The organism is Agrobacterium sp. CNPSo 3708 (assembly GCF_028674915.1).
Taxonomy (GTDB): Bacteria; Pseudomonadota; Alphaproteobacteria; order Rhizobiales; family Rhizobiaceae; genus Agrobacterium; species Agrobacterium cavarae.
Genome location: NZ_JAQZSF010000002.1, coordinates 591,743 through 606,436 on the forward strand (window position 1 = coordinate 591,743; position 14,694 = coordinate 606,436).

At 58.8% G+C, this 14,694-nt stretch carries 15 protein-coding genes; 3 read left to right on the forward strand and 12 right to left on the reverse strand.

The genetic code is table 11. From position 1 onward, the window contains the following. Positions 1–54: 54 nt before the first annotated feature. The 4 genes from PVA19_RS05660 to minC all read right to left on the reverse strand — a co-directional run bounded on the left by PVA19_RS05660 (position 55) and on the right by minC (position 2,720). Complete coding sequence (locus PVA19_RS05660; protein WP_111847478.1) at positions 55–774, reverse strand: GntR family transcriptional regulator; 720 nt, start codon at positions 772–774, stop codon at positions 55–57. Between the two features lie 114 nt (positions 775–888). Beyond that, on the reverse strand, positions 889–1,149 hold the full coding sequence (minE, locus tag PVA19_RS05665) for a cell division topological specificity factor MinE (RefSeq protein ID WP_062424021.1): 261 nt from the start codon (positions 1,147–1,149) through the stop codon (positions 889–891). Beyond that, entirely contained in the window at positions 1,146–1,958 is an 813-nt protein-coding gene (gene minD, locus PVA19_RS05670) for a septum site-determining protein MinD (protein WP_062424020.1), read from the reverse strand. The genes minE and minD overlap by 4 nt, the downstream gene beginning before the upstream one ends. A gap of 30 nt (positions 1,959–1,988) precedes the next feature. Then, positions 1,989–2,720, reverse strand: a complete 732-nt coding sequence (minC, locus tag PVA19_RS05675) for a septum site-determining protein MinC (protein WP_274101508.1) — start codon at positions 2,718–2,720, stop codon at positions 1,989–1,991. Between the two features lie 209 nt (positions 2,721–2,929). Between minC and PVA19_RS05680 the strand changes: the two genes are divergently transcribed. Then, positions 2,930–3,778, forward strand: a complete 849-nt coding sequence (locus PVA19_RS05680; RefSeq protein WP_274101509.1) for a TIGR02587 family membrane protein — start codon at positions 2,930–2,932, stop codon at positions 3,776–3,778. Positions 3,779–3,785: 7 nt separating this feature from the next. Further along, positions 3,786–4,196: a TIGR02588 family protein gene (locus PVA19_RS05685; RefSeq protein WP_274101510.1), complete on the forward strand. Its 411-nt coding sequence runs from the start codon at positions 3,786–3,788 to the stop codon at positions 4,194–4,196. A gap of 3 nt (positions 4,197–4,199) precedes the next feature. Here the strand turns inward: PVA19_RS05685 and PVA19_RS05690 are convergent, their stop codons facing one another. The 6 genes from PVA19_RS05690 to PVA19_RS05715 form a co-directional block, all read right to left on the reverse strand. Then, on the reverse strand, positions 4,200–5,276 hold the full coding sequence (locus PVA19_RS05690) for an ABC transporter ATP-binding protein (protein ID WP_112360372.1): 1,077 nt from the start codon (positions 5,274–5,276) through the stop codon (positions 4,200–4,202). Further along, on the reverse strand, positions 5,273–6,103 hold the full coding sequence (locus tag PVA19_RS05695; RefSeq protein ID WP_113180051.1) for a carbohydrate ABC transporter permease: 831 nt from the start codon (positions 6,101–6,103) through the stop codon (positions 5,273–5,275). The genes PVA19_RS05690 and PVA19_RS05695 overlap by 4 nt, the downstream gene beginning before the upstream one ends. Next, positions 6,093–6,995, reverse strand: coding sequence for a carbohydrate ABC transporter permease (locus PVA19_RS05700; RefSeq protein ID WP_062424015.1), 903 nt, complete (start codon positions 6,993–6,995; stop codon positions 6,093–6,095). Before PVA19_RS05700 ends, PVA19_RS05695 begins: the two co-directional genes overlap by 11 nt. Before the next feature lie 123 nt (positions 6,996–7,118). Further along, positions 7,119–8,324: an ABC transporter substrate-binding protein gene (locus PVA19_RS05705; protein WP_062600119.1), complete on the reverse strand. Its 1,206-nt coding sequence runs from the start codon at positions 8,322–8,324 to the stop codon at positions 7,119–7,121. 52 nt (positions 8,325–8,376) lie between these two features. After that, positions 8,377–9,309, reverse strand: coding sequence for a sugar phosphate isomerase/epimerase family protein (locus PVA19_RS05710; protein ID WP_274101513.1), 933 nt, complete (start codon positions 9,307–9,309; stop codon positions 8,377–8,379). An 8-nt stretch (positions 9,310–9,317) separates the two neighbouring features. Then, complete coding sequence (locus tag PVA19_RS05715; protein ID WP_274101514.1) at positions 9,318–10,352, reverse strand: Gfo/Idh/MocA family protein; 1,035 nt, start codon at positions 10,350–10,352, stop codon at positions 9,318–9,320. Positions 10,353–10,488: 136 nt separating this feature from the next. Between PVA19_RS05715 and PVA19_RS05720 the strand changes: the two genes are divergently transcribed. Beyond that, positions 10,489–11,529, forward strand: coding sequence for a LacI family DNA-binding transcriptional regulator (locus PVA19_RS05720; protein ID WP_111847470.1), 1,041 nt, complete (start codon positions 10,489–10,491; stop codon positions 11,527–11,529). A 42-nt stretch (positions 11,530–11,571) separates the two neighbouring features. Here the strand turns inward: PVA19_RS05720 and PVA19_RS05725 are convergent, their stop codons facing one another. Together PVA19_RS05725 and PVA19_RS05730 are read right to left on the reverse strand one after the other, a co-directional pair. Continuing rightward, a complete protein-coding gene (locus PVA19_RS05725) occupies positions 11,572–13,575 on the reverse strand; it encodes an aldo/keto reductase (RefSeq protein WP_274101515.1) in 2,004 nt (667 codons plus the stop codon). A gap of 34 nt (positions 13,576–13,609) precedes the next feature. Beyond that, complete coding sequence (locus tag PVA19_RS05730; protein ID WP_274101516.1) at positions 13,610–14,692, reverse strand: ABC transporter ATP-binding protein; 1,083 nt, start codon at positions 14,690–14,692, stop codon at positions 13,610–13,612. Positions 14,693–14,694 lie beyond the last annotated feature (2 nt).

Sequence of the window (14,694 nt, forward strand, 5' to 3'; positions counted from 1 at the left end):
ACATGAAATCTGGGCGCAAATGCTGGGCGTTCCGCCAAGGCGCTCTTTTTGAATTTAAAGGCTGAGATTGGCGCTTTGGCGAGTATCGGCCGTGATGTAGGAGCGGATCTGTGTGACGATCTGATCGGCATGCGCCCTGGCAAGCGCGTCCGCCTTTTCGACGTCCCGGTCGATGATCGCCTGAATCATGTCTTCATGCTCGCTGACATACTGGTTGGGCAGGACATCATTGAACGAGGAGTAGTAGAGGCGAAGGATGCGCCGTCCCTCGTCGAGCAGCCGAGTGAAGAGCTCGACATAATGACGGTTGCCGCCGGCTTGCGCGATCGCGACATGAAAATCGCGGTTGGTGGAAATCATCGAAAGCGCGTCGCGTTGCTCGACAGCCAAGGCAAAGGCGCTCTGCAGGGTACGGATCTGCGCGATATCAGCCTCTGTATGATTGGCCGCAGCAAGCCTAGTCGTAACGCGATACATCAGGGTCAACGCGTCGAAGAATTCCGGCAATCCGAGAAAATCGATCTGCGAGACGATAGTCGCGCGGTTGGTCAGCGTCGTGATCAGTCCTTCGGCGGAAAGACGGACCAGCGCCTCACGAATGGGCGTGCGCGACAGCGAGAAACGTTCTGAGAGTTGCAGCTCATCGATCGGACTGCCGGGCGCCAGCCGCAATTCAATGATCTCATTGCGCAGCGTCTCGTAGACGGTGGAAACGCCAAAGCCTCTTCGATGGGTCTGTTTTTCCCGCTCGTCCGCCTTCTCCACCTCTGCCATCAAACCATCCTTCAGTCTCGATCAAGACAGGCTTAGTCCAGAATCGCGCCTGATGGAAAGATCAAACCGCCCAATGAAAACGCCGGGACAGTGCCCGGCGTTATCTTGATCGAGTTAGGCAGCGCGAAGCGACGCGCTCAATGGAATTTCGACATCGATTTCCAGAAGCGACATATGCTCGTCGCTGTCCATTTTCACATGGACCTTATCGCTATCGATCTGCACATGCTTGGCGATCGCCGCCAGAATTTCCTCACGCAGAATGACGACCAGATCCGAACCCTGATTGGTGCGCTCATGCGCAAGAAGAACTTGCAACCGTTCGCGTGCGACGGGTGCGGACTTCTGTTTGCGGAAAAGGTTGAAGATGCTCATGCGGCCCTCCCGAAAATCTTGGCAAAGATGCCGCGCTTTTCGCCGGGAATGGAAACCGGAATGTCTTCGCCCGACAGGCGTCGTGCCGCATCGAAATAGGCCATGGCTGGCGCCGACTTGGCGTCAGCCAGCGTGACCGGTGCACCAACGTTGGAAGCACGCAGCACGTCCATGCTTTCGGGAATGATGCCGATCAACGGAATGGAGAGGATTTCCAGAACGTCATCGACCTTGAGCATGTCGCCGCGCTCGGCGCGGGCGGCATCGTAACGGGTGAGAAGCAGGTGCTTTTCCATCCGCTCGCCCCGTTCAGCCTTGATCGTCTTGGAATCGAGAAGGCCGATGATGCGGTCGGAGTCACGCACGGACGAGACTTCCGGGTTGGTCACGACGACGGCGATGTCCGCGTGCCGCATGGCAAGCGTTGCGCCGCGTTCGATACCCGCCGGACTATCGCAGATCACCCAATCGAAATGCTTCTTAAGCTCGGAGATGACCCACTCGACACCTTCCGGCGTCAGATTGTCCTTGTCGCGCGTTTGCGAAGCCGGCAGCAGGAACAGCGTATCGAGACGCTTGTCGCGGATGAGCGCCTGCGTCAGCTTGGCGTCGCCCTGAATGACATTGACCAGATCGTAGACCACACGACGTTCAGCACCCATGACCAGATCGAGGTTGCGAAGACCGACGTCAAAATCCACGACGACGACCTTTTCCTTGTTCTGTGCCAGCGCTGCACCGAGGGCTGCGGTCGACGTCGTCTTTCCGACGCCTCCCTTTCCGGAGGTAACGACTACTACCTTCCCCATCCTGATCTCCTGTTTCCTGCCGCTTACGGCTTAATTGAGTTTGTCCGCCTTGATCGTATCGTTTTCCAGCCAGAGCTGGACGGCCTGCCCCCGAAGCTTCGGGTCGATATCTTCCGCAACCTTGTAAACACCGTCGATGGCAAGAAGCTCGGCTTCCAGCTTCTTGCAGAAAATGCGCGCCGAAGCGTTGCCAAGTGAACCCGCCATGGCGCGTCCGCGCAGCGCGCCATAGATATGGATCGAACCGCCAGCGATCACTTCTGCGCCGGAGGCGACGGAACCGACGATCGTCACATCCCCTTCCGGAAAGATGATCGACTGGCCCGAGCGCACCGGCTCGCTGATCATCAGCGACTGCACGACGCTGCGGATTTCGGTCACGGGTGCTCTTTGCTCCGCCGGCGTTTCCACCTCGGCAAGCGCCACCGGCTCAACCTCGACATCGGAGGCCGGCTTTCCGCCCTTGAGGGCAGGCGGCATACCGGTTTCGATCATCGAAGGCCGTGCGCCCTCGATGCCCATGATGGCAACGTTGCGATTGTAAAGCTCGGCAAGCAAGGACTTCAGGCTTGCCTTGTCGAGCTTCAAATCCGCCACATCCAGCACCACCGGACGTGACAGAAAGAACCCGGCAGAGCGCGCTGCCAGATCGTCCAGCCGCTCCAGCCAGACATCCAGCGGCGACTCGGGAGAAAGAACGACCGCCAGAAATGAGCGGCCCTTGATACGGATCGAACGCGAGTCTGTTAGCACTTTGGTCATCTTGGTAAAGAAATCGTTGATAGAGAGGTAGCGGTGATTTGGTTAACAAATGGTTAACGCGCGCCCTTAGCGACGGCTAAAATTAACTTCGAGACCCCCTTGACCGAGCACCGGACTGAGTCGGTCAATCCCTGTGAAAAAGCCTGCGTCCGCGACTGCGGGAACCGGCCTCAATCCAGAAGGTTATAGGCCTATTCCGGGGGGATAAGATGGCCGATGGCGCAACGCAATATTCATCGAAGGAACGGGAGTTTCTGATCGGTCTCGCGCGTGGCGTGGGTGGTGCGCTTCTCTTTGCGCTTCCCATGTTGATGACGATGGAGCTGTGGTTTCTCGGCTTCTACATGTCGCGGGAGAAATTGCTGCTGCTCTGCGTTCTCAACATCCCGCTGCTGGTGGTGCTGGCAAAGCGTGTCGGCTTTGAGAAAACCTCCTCCTGGATCGAAGCGACCCGAGATGCTGTGACGGCCTATGGCCTTGCAATCATTGTCAGCGCTGCCATTCTTGCCCTCTTTGGCTTGATCAACAACCAGGCGACGACAAGCACGACGGTGGCAAAGATCGCGCTTCAGGCCGTTCCCGCCAGTATCGGCGCGCTTCTTGGCCGCAGCCAGCTTGGCATGCATTCCGAAGACGATGACGAAGGCGACGACGCCGAGACGGAGACCAGCTACTTTATTGAGCTGTTCATGATGCTGGTCGGTGCTCTATTCCTCGCGCTCAATGTCGCGCCGACTGAGGAGATGATCCTGATCGCCTACAAGATCACGCCCTATCAGACGCTGCTCACCGTACTCCTGTCGCTCACTCTGATGCATGGGTTTGTCTATGCCCTCCATTTCAAGGGCGGGCACGGCCACGCAGAAGACAGCGCCTGGTGGCACACCTTCATCCGCTTTACGATGCCGGGCTATGTGATCGCGCTTGGCATCAGCCTCTACTGCCTGTGGAGCTTCGAACGACTGACGGGAACATCCCTGTCGCAGATCGTTGGAGCCGTCGTCATCTTGGGTTTCCCCGCAGCCATCGGCGCTGCTTCGGCCCGCCTCGTGCTATGAGAACGCCATGACCAAATCCTCCGCAGACGGCCATATGGAAACATCCTCGCCCCACTGGATCGAGTGGGCCACCGGCATCATCTCATCCTTGCTCGTGATAGCACTGCTCGGCTGGATATCATGGGACATCTATCGCTATGACGACGCGAAAGCGGATTTCGAACTTTCCGTTGTCTCCGTAGAGCCCGCCAGCAACGGCTTCAGGGTGAACTTCGATATCCACAATGTTAGCCAGACGACCGCCGCCACGGTGCATGTGGTCGGCACGCTGCGCAGCACAGACGGAACCACGGATACGGCGGATGTGACCTTCGATTATGTTGCAGCCGAATCCCATGACAACGGGACGCTCTTCTTCAAGAGCGATCCGCAATCGGGCACGCTGGATCTGCGCGTTGGAGGCTTTACCGATCCTTGACGATCAAAGCCGCTGTTCGGTCTCATGGTCAAACAGATGCAATGATGCCGGATCGATATTGAAACCGACGTTGTCTCCCGCTTTCACATTGCTTCTTCCCTGAAGCGCCACCGTCATTTCCGGTTGCGTCGCCGTGGTCACCGAGGTCGCGGAGCCCGTGGTTTCCACAATGCCGACCGGCAGGGTGATCGTCGACGATCCTGGCGGTGCGAGCGTAATGTGCTCTGGCCGGATACCAACGGTCACGCGAGCGCCCGGCGTAAAGGCGACGGGGGACATGATCGTCTGAGGTTCGGACTGTCCACCAAAATTCAAAACCAGCGTTCGTCCGTCTTCCGCGGCGATCGCCGCTACAAAGTTCATGGCCGGAGAGCCGATGAACCCTGCGACGAAGCGGTTGACCGGTCGATCGTAGAGCTCAAGCGGCGCGCCCTGCTGCTCGATCACGCCAGCGCGCATGACGACGACATGATCGGCCATGGTCATGGCTTCGATCTGGTCATGTGTCACATAGACAGACGTTGCTCCAAGACTGTTGTGCAATTTGCGAATTTCAGCGCGCATGTGAACGCGAAGCGCCGCGTCTAGATTGGACAGCGGCTCGTCAAAGAGAAACGCCTTGGGATTACGGATGATGGCCCGCCCCATTGCGACGCGCTGGCGCTGGCCACCGGAAAGCTCGCGCGGATAGCGGTTGAGGAGCGTGGTAAGGCCGGTGATCTGGGCAATCTCCTCCGCCTTACGGCGTGCCTCAGCCTTGGAAACACCCTTCAGCCGCAGCGAATAGGTGAGGTTCTTTTCCACAGTCATATGCGGATAGAGCGCATATGACTGGAACACCATGGCGATATCGCGCATGCGCGGCGGCTGGCGGGTGATATCTTCGCCTTCGATGCGGATTGTGCCGCTCGAGATCGTCTCCAGCCCCGCAAGGGTGCGCAACAAGGTCGACTTGCCACAGCCGGACGGCCCGACAAGCGCCACGAACTGGCCTTTCGGGATGGCGATATCGATGCCGCGCAGCGCGTGGTAGGCACCGTAGTGTTTCTGGATGCCGGACAGTTCGATCTGCAATGTCATTTGAGCGCTCCGGATGTCAGGCCGCTGACGATGCGGCGCTGAAGCAGGACGAAGATGATGAGAATGGGCGTTACGTAGATCGCCGCGAAGGTCATGATGCCGGTCCAGTCGGAGGCGTTCGGCCCGACGAAGAACTGCAGGCCGACAGTCGCAGGCTGGAAGGCCCTGTCGGTAATGAGCGAGCGCGAATAGACATATTCGCCCAGCGACTGAAGAAAGATGAGGATCGCCGAAACCAGTATGCCATTGCGGGCAAGCGGTACCGAGATGCGAAGGAATGCGCCAATGCGGCTGTTGCCATCCACCAGTGCTGCCTCTTCAAGCTCGCGCGGCACCTGGGTGAAGGCTGCCCGCACCAGAACGATATAGAGCGGCAGCTTGTTGGCAGCGGTTGCCAGGATGACGCCCGTTCGCGGCCATGACAGCAGGCCAAGCTGACTGAAAGCGACGAAGATCGGCGTCACCATTAGGGATGGCGGCAGGACCTGCAACATCAGAACGAGGAAGAGTGCCAGATCCATCCAGACCGAGCGGACACGCGCCAGAGCGTAAGCGCAACCCGTGCCGAAGAGCACGACAAGCGAGACCGTACCAAAGGCGATGATCAGCGAGTTCTGGATGAAGGTATCCATGCCCATGTCGTTCCAGACACGGGTAACCTTCAACTCGGGATGATGCGGCCAGAGTGTCGGCGGGTTGGCGAAGGTCTCGGTGTTGGTCTTCAGCGCCGTGACATACATCCAGTAGAGCGGGAAGAGGTAGATCGCGACGATAGCGATGGCGATGGCCAGCAGGAGCCAGCGTTTCCAGGGGGTGCTAGACAACATGTTCGTGCCTCGTCGAGCGGACATAAGCGGTGGCGACGACGATGACCAGAAGGGTCATCACGACGGAAACGACCGAGCCATGGCCGATGCGGTATTCGCGGAAGGCAAGCTCCCAGGACCAGTATTGCAGCACGTTGGAGGCATTCGACGGACCGCCTTGTGTCAGCGCCGCAAAGAGGTCGAACTGCTGCAGGGTGAAAATGATGCCAAGCGAAATGACGGCACCGAGCTGCGCCCGCATCATCGGCAGGGTGATGGTGAAGAAGCGCTGCAAGCGCGTCGCTCCATCCAGTTCCGCCGCCTCGTAGACGTCATCGGGGATCGAGGCGAGACCGACCGACAACAGGATCATGTTGAAGGGAACGCCGAGCCAGATATTGGCGATAATGACGGAGTAGATCGAGATCGATGGATCGGAGAGCCAGAAGATTTTCTGCTGGGTGATACCGAGTGATTGCAGGAGCCAGTTCACCACGCCGAAGTCACCGGCAAGAATCCAGCCCCAGATGGCACCGACGACCAGTCCCGGCATGATCCAGCCCGCGAGAAACAGGCCACGCAGCCAGGAGGCGCCGGGAAAATCGAGCCGGAAGAACAATGCAAGCGCCAGGCCGATCCCCAATTGGAAGATGACGGACAGGAAAACAAACAGGAAGGTGTTGCGTACGATCGGCATGAACAGCGGATCGTCGATGATTTCGCGGTAGTTATCGAGACCGACAAACGGACGGTCGAAGGTGGCAATGGTGAAGAGATCGACGCTCTGGAACGAGATGACCAGATTGTAGATCAACGGGAAGGCAGAAAAGGTAACGAGATAGGCGAGCGCGAACAGAACGAGCGCGCTGTCAAACCCGCCACCATCGCGGAAAACTCGATTGAAACGGAGCATTTCGCCTCCCGACATCTCATATGCGCGTTCCACCAAGTCGGACCGTGCGCTTCATCAGTTTGGAAACTGGCTGCGGACGTGGACGCGCCCGCAGCCCCTCGATCAAAGGACCGGACATCCAGCCTATTTGAGGATCTTGTCGATCGACTTCTGCGCCGTCGTCAACGCATTTTCCGCTGTGGCTTGGCCGGTCAGCGTCGTTTGGATTGCGGTTTGGATCGCCTTTGAAATCTTCGACCAATCGGGGCTGGGGCCGCGATTGCGCGCAAACTTCATCGACTCCTCGAACACCTTGTACGCTTGCGGATATTTCGGATCCTCGACCTTCACCGGATAGGCGGGCACATAGCCGAAGTCGTTCCAGACACGCGGCATCTGCTCATACATATATTCGATGAACTTGAACGCTTCCTTCGGGTGCTTGGAGTTGGCAACGATGACGTTGTCGCCTTCACCCAGAGCCGAAGCATGCGGTGCTCCTTCCTTGGGAACAGGCAGGATCGCGACGCGATAATCGAATTTCGCATCTTTGCTCATGCGCGGCAGTTCCCATGGGCCGGAAATGCTCATGGCGGCGTTGCCGGCATTGAAGGTACCGGTCGAGTCCCACTGGCCGCGGATCAGCGTGTCCTTGGAGGCAAGTCCCTCATCGATGAACTTCTTCCAGAGTGTGAGCGCTTCCACACCGCCCGGAACATTGACCTTGTTGTAATCGCCGCCGGCCATTTGCAGCCATGGCAGGAACTGGAAGGTCCCTTCTTCGGTCGCTGCGGCGGAGAATGCCAAGCCATAAACGCCCTTATCAGGCTGCGTCAGCTTCTTGGCGGCATCATAAAGCTCGTTCCATGTCTGCGGCGGCTTGTCCGGGTCGAGCCCTGCGGCCTTGTACATGTCGGCATTGTAGTAGAGCGCGATGGTGTTTGCCCCGCGCGGAATGCCGTAGACGCCATCCTTGTAGGTCACGGAGGCGAGCGGGCCAGGAAGGATCTGATCGAGCTTGATCACCGAGCTTTTGTCGATCATCGGCTTCATGTCGAGCAGCAGCTTGCGCGATGCAAAGAGCGCGACATCCGGGTTATCGATATAGGTGACGTCCGGCGCTTCACCTGTCGCCATGGCCTTGGCCAACTCGTTGACCATGTCCGGAAACTGAACCGATCGAACATTGACCTTGATGTCCGGGTTCTTGGCGGAAAATTCCTCTGCCATCTTGTAGTGATATTCGCCTGGCCGATCGACGGTCCAGAGATTGATCTGAACCTGCTCGGCCCATGCGGGCGTCGACAATGCGGCAAGTGCAACTGCACCCATTAGCTTTGCAATAGTCATGATACTCCTCCTTTGATCATGATTGCGATGCCGGTTCCCCCCGGCTTGAGTCTTACAAAAGCGACGGGTCGCCGCCTCCATATTCTGCGGCGAGATCGACGAAGGACCCTCCCCGGCTATGCTTCAGATAGTTGAGCGCATGAACCTGGCCCGTCATTTCCAGGCGATCGCGATAGACCGGATCGTGCCAGCCTTCGATATCGATGGAGCCGGACCAGCCGGCCAGCCGAAGCTCGGAAATGATGTCGGTCCAGTTGCTGTCGCCGAAGCCCGGTGTGCGCATGAAGACGAAGGGGTGCTTGCCAAAGATGCCGTGCTCCTTGATCACATCCCAACGGATGGTCGCGTCCTTGCCGTGGACGTGGAAAATCTTGTGCGCCCATTTGCGGATCTGCGGCAACGGGTCGATCAGATAGACCATCTGGTGGCAGGGCTCCCACTCCAGACCGATATTATCATCCGGCGTCTCGTTGAACATCAGTTCCCAGGCATCCGGATTGTGGGCAATGTTCCAGTCACCCGTTTGCCAGTTGCCGTCCATGGCGCAGTTTTCAAAGGCGATCTTCACGCCCTTGTCGGCAGCGCGCTTCGCCAGCTCGCTCCAGACTTCCCTGTAGCGTGGAAGGCTGTCCGGCAAAGGCTTGCCGCGGACGCGGCCGGTAAAGCCTGCCACGCAGGTGGCGCCGAAATGATGGGCGTTGTCGATGCAGTCCTTCCAGCCTTGAAGGGTCTGGAGGTCCATCTCCGTCTCTTCCAGCGGATTGCCGAACATGCCGAGCGTCGAAATGGTGATGTCGCGGTCGCCGATGGCTTCGACGCAGCGTTTGCCAAGTTCCGCAAGATCCTGGCCATTGGTCGTCTGCCAGAAAAACGGCTCAAAGCTCTCGAATCCAAGGTCGCCGATTTCCGAGATTCGCTCGGCGGCATCCCCTTTTGTGGCACTGACCATGGTGCCGATGCGGACGGATTTTGCTGGATCGCTCATATTAGACCTCAAATCTCGATGAGAACACGCTGACCGGTGCGGGCGCTTTCAATGGCGCCCATGACCATGGCCAAGCTTTTGATATTGTCGGAGGAAACGGTCTCTGGAACCGTCCCATTTTCGATAGCACGCAGGAATGACAAGAGCACGCTCGCATGCCCTTCCGTCTGCTCTTCATTCACGTTTTCAGAAACGTTTACGGCGGAAGTTCCGCGCAGAAGCCCCTCGTCGCTTCCCGCTACGTTTGCCGAGAAACCATCCTCACCATCCCAAAGGATCATGCCCTTCGATCCGACCAGCCGCCATGTGCTTTCCCAGCTTGTACGCTCGCCTTCGGCGCACCACGAGCCGCGATAGGTGAAGACCACATCGTTAGAAAGTTCGAAGATGGCGTTGGCCGATGCGCCATGGGAGTACCATGAGCCGGCTGGATTTCTCTCCACGCAATAGACCGCCAGCGGGTTTTGATCGGCGACGAAACGCGCGGCATCGAAGGTGTGGATCGCCATATCCAGCAGCAGCACATTTTGCATTTCCTCACGGAAGCCGCCAAAGTGCGGCGCCAGAAAGAAGTCGCAATGAATGGCGGTCAACTCACCGATAACACCATCCTGAACGGCGCGATGCAGGCGGCGTATCCCTCTGATATAGCGTCTGTTTTGAACAATGGCGTGGATTTTTCCAGCACCTTTGGCAAGCTCCAGCAGCGTCTTCGCCTCTTGCAGGGAAGGCGCCATCGGCTTTTCGCTCAACACATGGCAGCCAGCCTTAAGGCCAGTAGCAACCACGCCGAAACGGGCATCGGGGATGACGACATCGAAAACCACGTCAGCTTTGGTCTTGGTGAGGACGTCTTCGAGATCGCTGCCGATAACGACGTCCTGGAGCCCGAACTCGTCGCCCAGCGCCTGGGCGACGTTCTCGTTCAGATCGACAAGACCGCATATGCGGATCGACGATTGCAAATCTGGATGTGAGGCGATCGCGCGCAGCCAGCCTTTGGCCATAGCTCCGCACCCGCACAAAACGGCATTCAATGTCACATTGTCCTCCCTGCTGCCCGCAAACTCCTCTTTGCGGAACCAGCTTTCGTAAACGTTTACGAGACTATGCTTAAGGTGCTAGATGTGTCAAGACCGTAGTGAAAGGCTTCTCTGGTTTGGAGCCGGGAGAACATGCATGAAGGGTATCCGCCAGCTCGCAGACTATCTGGACATCTCCATCGGCACCGTATCCCGCGCCTTGAATGGTAAGCCGGATGTGAATGACGATACCCGTCGCAGGGTTTTGGAGGCGGCAGAAAAGCTGGGCTACGTCGCAAACCAGTCTGGGCGCAGCCTGCGGCAGGGTGCCACCAACGTCATCGGCCTGATGACCGGGTCCGACACGCAAGCGGTCGAAAACGCCGACAATTTCTTTCTGGGCGTGACGGATGGCTTGCAGAGTGTGTTCTCCACCCACAATCTCGACCTCATCGTCCTGCCTTGCCCAGCGGAAGAGGATCCCGACGAGTATTTGAAGCGCATGGTGGCAAGGCGCATGGTGGATGCGATGGTCATCTCGTCTACCAGCCGGATCGACAAGCGCGTCGACTTCCTCAAGCAGACGCGCCTGCCTTTCGTCACCCTGGGGCGAACGGGCTCCAGCACCGATCACGCGTGGATCGATCTCGATTTCGAAGGTGTGGCAAGAACCGCCGTGGCTCGCCTTGCGGCCGCCGGCCACCGGTCGATTGCCGTTGCAGCCCCCGACACCGACATCAATCTTGGCTATATCTTCCTGGAAGGCTATCGCAAGGGTCTGGAGGACGCGTCTCTCCCCTATGACGAAAAACTCATCATTCGCGCCAGGTCCAGCGAACAGGGTGGCTATCACGCGGCAAGCGAGTGGCTGCAGATGCGGCCACGCCCCACGGCCCTGATCCTGATTTACGAGTTGATGGCGATCGGTCTTTACCGGCGCCTTGCAGAGGTGAAACTTCGCGCCGGACAAGATCTCGCTGTCATCGGATTTCGCGAGGGCCCGAGCGGCCAGTTTCTCGAGCCGAGACTGACGAGTTTCCGTATGTCATTGCGCGATCTCGGCGTCTCCGTCGGCAAGACCCTGCTATCGACCATGCCGGCCTATAGCAGCTTCTATCCGCAACAGCCCAAACACATCGTCTGGCCGATGCAGCTCATTCCGGGCGACAGCGATATCACCAACCTGCAATCCAAGTGACATCCGGCCGCGTATTTTCCGCGGCCGGATATCTGTGGTCAATCAAGCTTCCAGCCAGCGAACCTGCTCAGGCGTGAGCTTGATGTCGAGCGCCGACAGGCTGTCTTCCAGCTCTGCAATGGTGCGCGGGCCGATCAGCGGTATGACGGGGAACGGCTGGGCGATCACATAGGCAAGCGCAATGTGGATCGGGTGACGGCCAAGCTCCCTGGCAAGCTCGATTGCCCGGTCGCGGCGCTCGAAATTGCGCTCGGAGTACCAGACGCGCACGATCTCCTCATCGTCCCGCTTGTCGCGGCCTGCCCTGTCGGTGAAGAAGCCTCGGCCTTGGCTGGACCAGGCAAAGTTCGGGATCTGGCGCTCTTTGGCCCATTCTTTCCAAGGCTCGTCGGAGGCTGCGACACATCCGGCCCAGATTGGGTCCAGCATTTCGGCCAGCGAGAAATTGTTGGAAAGCGCGCCCGGCGCGGTCTTGCCGGTCTTCTCAGCATAGGCGGTTGCCTCGTCCATGCGCTGGCGCGTCCAGTTCGAACCGCCGAAAATGCCGCGAATGCGCCCGCGTTGTACTTCGGCATCCATCGCATCGACGAACTCACCGACAGGCACATCGGTATTGTCGCGGTGCATGAAGTAGATATCGACATAATCCGTTTTCAGCCGGTTCAAAGACTGGTCGAGCTGCTTGGCAATCACATCGGGATAGCAAAGCGGCGAATGCGCGCCTTTGCCGATCAGCACGATCTCTTCGCGCGGGACGTTGCGGCTGGTATGCCAGTCGCCAAAAATCGCTTCCGTCTTGCCGCCGCCATAGACGAAGGCGGTGTCGAAGAGGTTGCCGCCTGCCTCATAGAAGCTGTCGAGGGTCAGCGATGCGGAAGCAAAGTTCGGGAAGAACTCGAAACCGAGCGCCACGACGGATGCGGGCTTGGCGACGCCCGGAATCTGACGCTTCGGTACGGAATTGCCCGGCGCAACCTTGCCGCCTGCAATGTTGAGAACGCGCTTGGACGCACTCTCCACGCCATATTCCAGTCCAACCGACGCGCGCCACTGATCCATGACCCGCAGATTTCCGAGCGTGTCGGCCCAGCTCATGCCGGGATAGGCGAATTCCTGGGACTGGTTGCGAATGGCCTCACCTGCAGCGTCCACCTCGAAGGAGTAGAGATAACGATCTTCGGCAACCTCAATGGTCTGGCGGTCCTTGCCCTTGATCACATCGATCTTCCCGACACCCCCCTTATGGCCGGAGGCGAACCAGAAGTCCTGCACTTCAATGCGGCCTTCCGACCCGATGATGCGCAGCACATTGTCCTGGTTCGCCATGATCGAGCAGGACACTTCAGCGATGATCTCGTTCGGAAACTTCAGCACCGCCGAGGCCCATTCATCGACCCCCGACTGCCCGAGATGTGCGACGCCGGACACTTTGGTGGGCTCCAGAAACGGCTGACCGGACACGGCACCGGCAATCAGCCGCGCCATAGAGACAGGATAGCCACCGACATCGAGAATGCCGCCGCCAGCACTCTCATTGGCAAACAGGCGGTGATCGGCGCGGAAGCTGCCCATGCTGAAGCCGAAGCTGGAGCGGATGATCCTCACCTCGCCAATCGCGCCGCCCTTGACCAGCTCGACGATCCTGGCGGTCTGTGGATGCAGACGGTACATATAGGCTTCACCGGCAAAAACGCCTGCCTTCTTCGCCTTGTGGAAAATAGCGTCGGCATCATAGGCGGAAAGCGCGATCGGCTTTTCCACCAGCACATGCTTGCCGGCACGGATCGCCTTGATCGCCCATTCGGCGTGGCCTGTGTGTGGTGTCGCGATATAGACCGCATCGATCTCTGCATCGGACAGCAGCGCATCGTAGCCATTGACGATGCGGGCACCGGGGAAGCCATCGCTCAGGCCTGGACGGTCCGGATTGCGCGTTGCGATCGCCACGAGCTTGCCGGTCGTCGAATGGGCAACGCCCTCGGCAAAGGTCTTTGCGATGGTGCCGGGTCCGATAATGCCCCAGCGGATGGGTTGAAGGTCGGGCATGATATTCCTCGTCTGCTTTGGATGTGAATTTGGTTTAGCGCAGGCGCGTGCCGTCGCTATCGAACAGGAAGGCCTTGTTGGCCGGAACGGAAATGGTGAGCCGGTCGAGCTTGCCGACGTGGCGGGACTCGGGGCGCTCGATGATCAAGGGCAACTCTTCCGCCAGATGCGCATAGACGTAGCTGGTATTGCCAAGATGTTCGGCGACATCGACGGCAACCGTCAAATCGGCGGCCTCGCCGGCATCCTCGAAATGCTCCGGGCGAATACCGAGCGTGATGGGCGCGCCGATCCCAGGCCGCGCCGCAACCGGCAGGGTCAATGAGAAGGTCGGCGCGTGGTCCAGGGTGATCGTCACGCCTTCAGCGGTCTCGTGAGCGACCTTGCCCGGCAGAAAGTTCATTTTTGGCGATCCGACGAAGCCTGCCACGAAGCGGTTTTCGGGATCGTCATAGAGATCGAGCGGCGCGCCGACCTGCTCGATCTTGCCGCCGCGCAGCACCACGATCTTGTCGGCAAGCGTCATGGCTTCCGTCTGGTCGTGGGTCACGTAGATCATCGTCGTGCCGAGCTGCTTGTGCAGCTTGGAGATTTCGACGCGCATCTGCACGCGCAATTCCGCATCGAGATTGGAGAGCGGTTCGTCGAAGAGAAACACCTGCGGTTCGCGCACGATGGCACGTCCAATGGCAACACGCTGCCGCTGACCGCCGGAGAGCTGCTTTGGCCTGCGCTGCATCAACTCGTTGATCTGCAGGATTTCGGCGGCGCGCCGAACACGCGCTTCCGTATCCACCTTGGGATTGCCATTCATGCGAAGGCCGAAGGACAGATTTTCTTCGACCGTCATATGCGGATAGAGCGCGTAGGACTGAAAGACCATGGCAATGCCGCGATCGGCTGGCTCGGCGTCGTTGACGACTTTGCCGCCGATCTCGATCTCGCCATCCGAGATATCTTCAAGACCGGCGATCATGCGAAGCAGCGTCGATTTACCGCAGCCGGAAGGGCCGACGAAAACGACGAATTCGCCATCTTGAATTTCCAGGTTCGCGCCGTGGATAACCTCCAGCGAACCATAGCGTTTGACGACGTTTTTAAGTGAAAGTCCCGCCATGC